This window comes from Polyangium sp. 6x1 (assembly GCF_029946515.1).
Classification (GTDB): Bacteria; Myxococcota_A; Polyangia; order Polyangiales; family Polyangiaceae; genus Polyangium.
Genome location: NZ_JARZHH010000019.1, coordinates 166,175 through 174,489, shown reverse-complemented (window position 1 = coordinate 174,489; position 8,315 = coordinate 166,175). Strand labels below are relative to the sequence as shown.

Annotated in this window: 6 protein-coding genes; 3 read left to right on the top strand and 3 right to left on the bottom strand. The window is 68.5% G+C overall.

The window, feature by feature from the left end:
- Window positions 1-151 precede the first annotated feature (151 nt).
- Both QHF85_RS19910 and QHF85_RS19905 read right to left on the bottom strand, forming a co-directional pair.
- Window positions 152-1,156, bottom strand: a complete 1,005-nt coding sequence (locus QHF85_RS19910; RefSeq protein WP_281328816.1) for a hypothetical protein — start codon at window positions 1,154-1,156, stop codon at window positions 152-154.
- Window positions 1,157-1,200: 44 nt separating this feature from the next.
- The gene (locus QHF85_RS19905; protein ID WP_281328815.1) at window positions 1,201-2,214 is read right to left on the bottom strand and encodes an NAD-dependent epimerase/dehydratase family protein; all 1,014 of its coding nucleotides are present in this window, start codon (window positions 2,212-2,214) and stop codon (window positions 1,201-1,203) included.
- A gap of 75 nt (window positions 2,215-2,289) precedes the next feature.
- On the opposite strand from QHF85_RS19905, the gene QHF85_RS19900 reads away from it, so the two are divergent.
- A complete protein-coding gene (locus tag QHF85_RS19900; protein WP_281328814.1) occupies window positions 2,290-3,846 on the top strand; it encodes a GldG family protein in 1,557 nt (518 codons plus the stop codon).
- A gap of 131 nt (window positions 3,847-3,977) precedes the next feature.
- Entirely contained in the window at window positions 3,978-5,759 is a 1,782-nt protein-coding gene (locus tag QHF85_RS19895) for a hypothetical protein (RefSeq protein WP_281328813.1), read from the top strand.
- Between the two features lie 125 nt (window positions 5,760-5,884).
- On the opposite strand, the gene QHF85_RS19890 is transcribed toward QHF85_RS19895, so the two are convergent.
- Entirely contained in the window at window positions 5,885-6,934 is a 1,050-nt protein-coding gene (locus QHF85_RS19890; protein WP_281328812.1) for a DUF2804 domain-containing protein, read from the bottom strand.
- A gap of 80 nt (window positions 6,935-7,014) precedes the next feature.
- Between QHF85_RS19890 and QHF85_RS19885 the strand changes: the two genes are divergently transcribed.
- Window positions 7,015-8,304, top strand: coding sequence for an Hsp70 family protein (locus tag QHF85_RS19885; protein ID WP_281328811.1), 1,290 nt, complete (start codon window positions 7,015-7,017; stop codon window positions 8,302-8,304).
- Window positions 8,305-8,315: the final 11 nt, after the last annotated feature.

The window sequence follows — 8,315 nt, the reverse complement described above, 5'->3', positions numbered from 1 at the left end:
CCCACCGGCCTGTGGGAAGAACTGCGCATCGCGCAGTTCTTCCCCAAAAGGTCCAGGGCTGGCCCTGGTTCGGGTCGAGGGGCGAACAGCCCCCGCGGGGTCCGGGGCAGCGCCCCGGCGCGGCGGCCCCAGGAAGAGACCACTCCGCACCTCACCGCGGGCTTTCGAGGGATCCGAGCTCCTTCAAGAGCTTCTTGCGTGTCTCTGCCGCGCGCCGATCGAGCGCGTTTCGGAGCTCTGGGTCCTTCACCTTGTCGCGCTCCGCGTCCCAGTCGCCGATGGCCACGGCATCTACCCACGTGAAGAGATCACAAAGATCCTGCGGCATCTCGTCGCTCTTGCTGCTGCACCGCGCCCGTGTTTCCTCGCGGTCCTTGCGATAGGCCTCGGGGAACGAGAGCGAGGTGAGGGCGTACGCGCCGTTCACCAGCGAGAGCACCGCGGGGATGACGGGCGCGGAAGCATATGAGAGCACCGGATCCCCCGCGTCGGGGACGAATGGTGGCCAGAAAACGTAAAAACCTTGGAGCTGCCAGGCCAGGCCGGGGCGGTATTTTACCGGGACGAATGCGGTGGCCGCGTCGCCCTTTTCCCACATGAGGATCCGCCGCGGCGGCGAGACGAGGCTGATGACGTAATACGTGTAGCAACAATGCGCGCCCATCGAGCTCTCGGTCATCACGACCTCGGGGACGCCGTCGCCTGTGAGGTCGCCGCAATAGTCCGCGCCGAGGGTCTGCCGGAAGACGTCGGTGCCAGCCCTCTCGGTGCGCCCGTGGGCCTCGTACACCACCTTGCCATTCGGGCCATGTACCCGGACGAACCGCAGGCTCCCCGGCCCCGCCTCGCGCAGGTTCGCGACACGAAATGTGCCGCATGCCGCCTCGCCGTCATCATCGATGGCGGTGAACTCCGCGGGGAGCGGCATGGCCAGCGAGGAGGGGTCTCCGATCTCGGCCGGCGGCAAGGCAGATTCGGGTGTGGCGGAGGCGCTCGCGGAGGCCTGCGGGGCCGCGGTGGGGTGGGGCGCCGCGGAGACGGGCGGAGCGGTGATCGCGGGCGGCGGGGGCGGTGGGGCGGCGCATGCGGCGAGGAAAAACGCGAGCAGCGTGGCCACGGACGAGCCGATACGCGCCGCGATCGAACCGAGAACCATGCGGGGAAGGTAGCCGCGGTCGCGCCGTGCTGTCCCCTCGAATTTCACGTCGAGGTCCCGCGGGCTCGCCACGCGGCCAGGATCCGCTGCTCCTTGCCGTCGTCGATGCCGAGCTCGGGCAGCTCGGGACGAGGCCAAGGTTTCCAGCCTGTGCGCATGAGCGCCCACGTATCCGCGAGGGTCTCGCTCATCGGCCGAAAACGCAGGCCGAGCTCTGCGGCGCGCGGGCCGCGCATCTGCCACGCGGCGCCACATTCCGCGTTCATCGGCGCCCAGATCGGCAGCTCGGACCACGGCTTCACGTCGTGCGAAAGGAGGAAATCGTCGTCGACCCACACGAGACGCGCGTCGCTCTCCGTGACCTTCATGCAATCCGATAACAATGTGCCAAACGTCGGGTTTCCCGCGGGCCCGGCGACGTTCAGCGCGCCCCCCTGGCCACGTTCGAGCAGGTCTACCGTGAATCTCGCGACATCCCGCGCATCGACGAGCTGCATTCGCACGTCGGGCGAACCCGGCGAAAGCACGTCACCGCCGCGGGCGATCCGCGCGAGCCACCACGGCAGCCGGCCGACGTCCTCGTACGGGCCCACGATCACGCCGAGGCGCAGCAAGAGCGCCGCATCCCCGTAATGCTCGACGACCGCCCGCTCGCATCCCGCCTTGAGCGTCCCGTAATCCCCGTCGTCCGGGCCCGCATCCGGCGCGCAATCGAACACGCGGCTCGATTCATCGACGGGAAGGCGCGGCCGATCGACGTAGACGGACGCCGAGGAGGCAAACGCATACACGGGAGCGACCTCGCGCAGCACGGCCGCCGCCTGGCCGACCACGCGCGGCACGTACCCGCTCGTATCCACCACCGCATCCCAGCGCCCGGCCCGCAGCCGATCGAGATCGGCCCGCTCGGTCCGGTCGCCGCGGATCACCTCCACGCCGGGCACGTCGGAAAACCTTCGCCCGCGGTTGAACGTGGTCACGTGGTGATCTCGCCCGAGCGCCTCCGCCACGATCGCTCGCCCGAGGAACGCCGTGCCGCCGAGAACGAGGATTCGCATGCGCACACCATGGCCTGTCGAACCCCGGATGCCAAGTTTGACCGTGCGCCGGCGGCGCGGCTAGGATGCCGCGCCATGCTACGCGCCGCGCTCGCCCTGGGTCTGTTCACCACGCTCTCGACGGGCTGCGGCACCGCGCCTCGCCCGGCCGCGCCGGGCCCGGCCGCCGTGATTCCGGCGAGCCCCGCGACGACCACGAAAGACGCATGCCATCGAGGCCTGCAACATCTCCGGGACTCCCTCCGATCGCCCGTGTATGTCGAGATCTACGCGAGCCCGGAGCTCAAAGGCATCGAGGGCCATCTCGCCGAGCTCCGCGAGGTCCTCGATGAGATCGCCGGGGGCGGCGACGACAAGATCGTCGTGCGCACGATCCGGGTGAAGGACGAGGCGACGCGCGAGGCGGCCCGTGAAGCGGGCCTCCAGGAAGGTTATTTCGAATCCGACTACTTACGCGGAATTGGTTTTTTCGGCGTGAGCCTTCGTCATGCCGACGAACAGGAGGCCGTGCCCCTTCTGACCTCCGTATCCCCCGCGGACCTCCGTTCCTGGATCTCGATGAAGATCCGCGACCTCGACGCGCGCGTGAACGGCCGCGCCCTGCGCATTGGCGTCCTCACGGGCACGGACGAGATCGCGCTCGGCGACGCGAACCTCGTCGCAAAGAACCCGGAGGATTCCCGGGAGGGCCCCTCCATCCAGCGCATCGTCGAGCAGGCGTTGCCCTTCTACCACTTCGTGCCGGTCGATCTGCGTGGCGGCAAGGCGTCGATCGACCCGAGCCTCGAAGGCCTCCTCGTCACGCAACCGGGCCGCGATCTGACGGACGCGGAGCTTCGCCGCATCGACGAGTTTTTCCTGCGCGGCGGCAAGACGGGCGCCTTTTTGACGAGCGCGGTGAACCTCCGGCCCGGGGACGCATCGATGAGGGCGACGATCGATACCCACGGCATCGATCAGCTCCTCGAGGGGTACGGCGTCGAAATGAAGAACGAGGCGGTGCTCGACTGGGGCAGCTCGGTCCGGCTGCACATTGCGCTCCAATCGGGAGAGCCCCTCGAGCTCGTCGGGTTCGGCCTCACGCTCGCCGCGCACAAGGAGAATGCGCCCCCTGCGCAGCAGACGCTCGACAGCTCTTTCCTCGGATTCTCCCGCCTCGACGAGCTCGCGATGCCATTTTCCTCGCCGCTCGTCCTCCACCCGGAGCTCCAGCCCGAGGCGACCCTGCGCGCCGTGGCGCGCTCGACGCCGCGCACGACCGTCGACGCGAGCGAGACGATCCACCTCAAATTCTCCAGCACGTTCCAGCCGAAAGGCCAATACGGCTCGCGGGTGCTCGCGGCGACCGTCGAGGGCAAGCTTCGGAGCGCGTTCGATCCCGGGCGATCCGCGCCCGCGCGGCTGCTCGTGCTCTCCTCCGCGCAATTTCTCGCGAACCCGTATGCGCGCGCGGGAAACCCGGTCGATTTACCCGGAGGGGCGGCCTCGCCCGCTGACGAGGACCTCCAGACGCTCTCGATGCCGTACGCCCAGAAGTACCTGACCGCGACGATCCTCGCCTTCAAATCGATCCTCGATTGGATGACCCTCGACGACGACCTCTACGCGTGCACGCAGGACGAACGCCGGTAAATCCGGGTACGGAATCGACGCACGGGTTTCCCTGAACGCGCCAAGCGATCTCTACCATACGCCCCGGGCGACCGTTTCTTCGATTCGACGCCTCTGGTCGGCGCCCGCCCGATCCCCTATAGAGGGTGGCCATGCTGGCCCGCGTCAAAGGATGGCTCGCGCATAGGCGCGCCCCGATCGTCGTCGCGCTCCTCGCGATCGTCCTGGTCCTGCCCACGCTCGGGGCCGGGCCGATCATGGACGATCACACGCACCGGATGGCGTATCATCCGACGTTCACGCGGCCCGCGGGGCCCCGCGGGGACTGGGATGTCTTCACCTTCCTCGAAGAAGATCCCGCCGCGCTCCGCTACCTCCGGGATCACGGGATGTGGCCCTGGTGGACCGTCGACGGTTCGAGGCTCGCGTTCCTCCGCCCCCTCGCGTCGCTCTGGCACGCGCTCGATTACCGGGTCTGGCCGAATGCCCACTGGCTCATGCACGCCGAGAGCATCCTCGCCTTCGCGGCGACGGTGTTTTTCGCGGCGCACCTCTATCGAAGGCTGCTCGGCGCCACGGTCGCCGCGGGGCTCGCCGCGCTGATCTTCGCGGTCGACGACGCGCATGCGATGGTCATCACGTGGATCGCGAACAGGCACGCGATCCTCTCGACCCTCTTTGCCGTGATCGCGCTCATCGCGCACGATCGCGCCCGCCGGGACGGCTGGAAGCCGGGCCGGTTCCTCGCGCCGCTCGCGGTGCTCGCGGCGATGTTTTCGGGGGAGAGCGGGATCGGCGCGCTCGCGTATCTCTTCGCGTACGCCCTCTTCCTCGATCGCGCGTCGCTGCGATCCCGCGCGGCCGCGTTCCTCCCGCACGTCGGGGCCGCCCTCGTCTGGTTCGCCGCGTACAAGATCGGCCGTTATGGCGCGGCGGGCGGCGCATTTTACATTGATCCTCTCCGACAAACGGGCGCGTTCCTCCAGGCCATGACGACGCGGCTGCCGGTGCTCCTCGCCGGGCAGATGGCCGCGCCGCCCGCGGACGTGTGGATGCTCTGGCCGCCGAACGAGACCCGGCGCCTCGCGTCGATTTGCCTCCTCGTGCTGCTCGTCGTGGGGGGCGGGATTTTCGCGGTGCTGCGGCGCGACCGCAATGCCGCATTTTTCGCCATGGGCATGACGCTCTCCCTCGTGCCGACCTGCGCGGTTTGGCCGAGCGATCGGCTCTTGCTCTTTGCCGGGATCGGGGGATCGGGGCTCGTCGCGTCGATGCTCGTGGCCTCGCGCGAGCACCTCGGGCGGGCGGCGCGCGTGTACGTGGGCGCGGTGGCCGCGGTCCTCGTGCTCTTCCACCTCGTCATCGCGCCCCTCTTGCTGCCGCTGCGGGCGTGGTCGACGGGCGCGATGCTGCACGGCTTCACCGAGCGGGCAATCACGAGCATGCCCAGAATGGATGGCGCCGCGGGACGGACGCTCGTGGTGGTGGCCGCGCCCGACAGCGTGATCTCGAATGTGGTCCTGGCGTCATGGATCAACGAGAATGCGCCCTTGCCCGCGGAGCTCCGCGTGCTCGCGACGGCGGTCGGCGGGACACTGAAGGTCGGCCGCGTGGACGATCGCACGCTGTCGGTGACGCTCTCGGACGGCTATTTCCGTGATCCGACGGCGACGGTGTTCCGGGATCCGGAGAGGTTCCCGCTGCGCGCCGGAGACCGCGTCCCGGTCGGGGCCATGGAGGCGGAGATCGTATCCGTGACCGAGGATGGCACCGTGCCTTCGCGGATCGATTTCCATTTCGACAAGTCGCTGGACGATCCGTCGATGGTATGGGTCGTCTGGGAGAAAACGCGATACGTGCCGCTCGTGGTGCCGAAGGTCGGGGAGACGCGCGAGCTTCCGGTCGCGTCGTACCAGACGGCGATTGGCGGGTGAGCTAGCAGGCTGTCGAGAAGCGCCGCGAGCGCCCTGGAGCTAGGGAGGAGGACGCAGGAATACAAGCGTATTCCGAGGACGACGACCGACGATCCAGGGCGCGCAGCAAGCTTATCGACAGCCTGCTACCAGCGGGCGCGCATCTCCTCGGCCCAGCCGAAGAGACCGTCGACGATCACGCGCTCGCCGGCGTCGTCGCGCACCTCGCCCGAGAAGCGGCCGAAGCACAGATGCAGCTCCGCGCCGGCCACGACGAGCGGCACCTTCGTCCGCTTCTCGTGCGCCGGCTGGAAATCGAGCGCGACGCGGTCGGAGCCGGGCGTGGTGAGCCGCCACGGCTTGCGAAAATCACGGCGATCGTAATCGAACCGGACATCTTCGCCGATCTTGTGGAGCCGGCCGTCGAGGCAGATGCCGTTTTCGGTCGCCCCGGTTCCATCGGTCCACTTACCGCCGAATTGCAGCCCGACCGTTCTCCCGCCGACGATCCCCGACGCCGACGCCCAGTTCCAGACGGTCTCCATCGGCCAGACGCCGCGACCGAAATCGAGGCAGCCGAAGGCCTGTTCGTCCGGGCCGATCACCTGCGAGGCGCCGTCGACGCGAACGGTCCCGGTCGCGGGGAGCGTGTTTTGCTTCGAGGTGAACTGGAACAACGTGTCGCTCCACGGCACCACGACATTGAGCGTCTCGTGCCCGGGCGGCCGGGCCACGAGCACGTCGGCCTCCACGTCGCGCCCGCGGCTCTGGAACCTGGTGACGAGACGCGTGCCTCGGCTCTCCTCGCGGAACGAAAGCCCGAGCCCGAGCCGATCGAACACGATGTCGGCGCCGCCGACCGTGTCGGGCTGCGAGAACCCGAGCGCGAGCGGGACCGGGACGACCTTTTCGAGCTCGCGGCCGGTCTCGCGATCGAGGAAAAGCGCGCTCGCCATGCCGAGGTAGTCGAAGTCGGCATACGTGAGCGACAGGACGCCGCCGTTCCAGGTGACGCACCAGTAATCCCAGCGCTTCGCTCGCCCCCAGGGGCCGCGCAGGTTGCATCGGTGCAGCGGCCGGCGCGACCAGCCCTTCGCCTCGGGGTTCAGCCGACCCTCCGGTGTGCAGAGGGCCACGTCGCGGTCGATCTCGCGCAAATTTCCGCCCATCCGGAGAGCCTCCACGGATTTTCCCATGAATTTTCTAGCTTGTAAAGAGGCGCGTGGGGTGGCCATATCCCGGGGCCGTCAGGCATCCACCCGGAAGGCGCGAACCCATGTCCTCACGATTCAAACCCGAGGTTTATGCCATCGACTTCGGCACCACCAATTCGCTGCTCGCCGCGGCGAACGCCACCTCCACGTGCCCACCGATCCCTCTCGACGACGCCGCGTCCGACCCGACCATCCTGCGAAGCCTGCTCTTTTTCGGGCAGAACCAGTTCTCGTGCGGCGCGGTGGCCATCCGCGACTTCGTCGCGAGCGGAATGCAAGGGCGGCTCATCCGCTCGATCAAGAAATTTCTCCCCGACCGCGGCTTCTCCGGCACGCAGATCGGTAGCCGCGTCGTCACCATCGAGGACCTGATCGGCCGCTTCCTGCGCGTGATGCGCGACCACGCGAACCGCCATTTCGACGCCGACGTCGATCGCGTGGTGCTGGGCCGGCCGGCCATGTTCTCGCTCGATCCCGAGGAGGACCGGCTCGCGCAGGCCCGGCTCGAGCGCGCGGCCAAGAGCGCGGGTTTTTCCGAGGTCGCCTTTTGCCCCGAGCCCGTCGCCGCGGCCCACGATTTCGAGCTCGCGCTCGATCGTCCGATGACGGTCCTCGTCGCCGATTTCGGCGGCGGGACGAGCGATTATACGGTCGTTCGGATGCGACCGGACGGCTTCGCGGCCTCGGACGTGCTCTCGCTCGGAGGCGTCTCCGTGGCCGGCGACGCGCTCGACGGGAGCTTGATGCGCCACAAGATTGCGCGTCATTTCGGCGCGGAGGTCACCTACCAGGTCCCGCTCGGCAAGAACCTCCTCACGATGCCCCGAGGCATCATGGAAAAGCTCTGCTCGCCGGCGGACATGGCGGTGCTCCAGCACCGGGACATGCTCGCGTTCCTGCGCGACGTGCAGGCCTGGTCGCTCGGGGGAGACGACCAGAAGCGAATGGATCAGCTCCTCTGCCTCGTCGAGGACGCGCTCGCCTTTCAGGTGTTCGAGGCCATCGAGCACAGCAAATGCGCGCTCTCGGAGGCGACGAAGACCCGGTTCGAGTTCGACTACCCGACGATGCACATCCACGAATGGATCACGCGCGACGAGTTCGAGGCGGGCGCCGAGCGCTCGGTCGACGCGATCTTGCGGGCGCTGGATCGGACGCTCGAAGAGGCAGGGCTCGGGTTCGAGGCGATCGACGTGGTTTGTTGCACCGGCGGCACGGCGCGTGTCCCGCGGCTCGCGCGCGCGCTCGAAGAGCGATTCGGGGGAGAGAAGCTCCGCAAGCTGCGGAGCTTTCATTCGGTCGTGCAGGGGCTCGCGGAGCGGGCGCGGAGGCTCGCGCGGGGCCTCGATTGAGGGGATCCTCC

Coding starts and splice junctions, on each gene's coding strand:
- QHF85_RS19885 (WP_281328811.1), top strand. CDS start 7,015: ATGTCCTCACGATTCAAACCCGAGGTTTATGCCATCGACTTCGGCACC.
- QHF85_RS19910 (WP_281328816.1), bottom strand. CDS start 1,156: ATGGTTCTCGGTTCGATCGCGGCGCGTATCGGCTCGTCCGTGGCCACG.
- QHF85_RS19890 (WP_281328812.1), bottom strand. CDS start 6,934: ATGGGAAAATCCGTGGAGGCTCTCCGGATGGGCGGAAATTTGCGCGAG.
- QHF85_RS19905 (WP_281328815.1), bottom strand. CDS start 2,214: ATGCGAATCCTCGTTCTCGGCGGCACGGCGTTCCTCGGGCGAGCGATC.
- QHF85_RS19900 (WP_281328814.1), top strand. CDS start 2,290: ATGCTACGCGCCGCGCTCGCCCTGGGTCTGTTCACCACGCTCTCGACG.
- QHF85_RS19895 (WP_281328813.1), top strand. CDS start 3,978: ATGCTGGCCCGCGTCAAAGGATGGCTCGCGCATAGGCGCGCCCCGATC.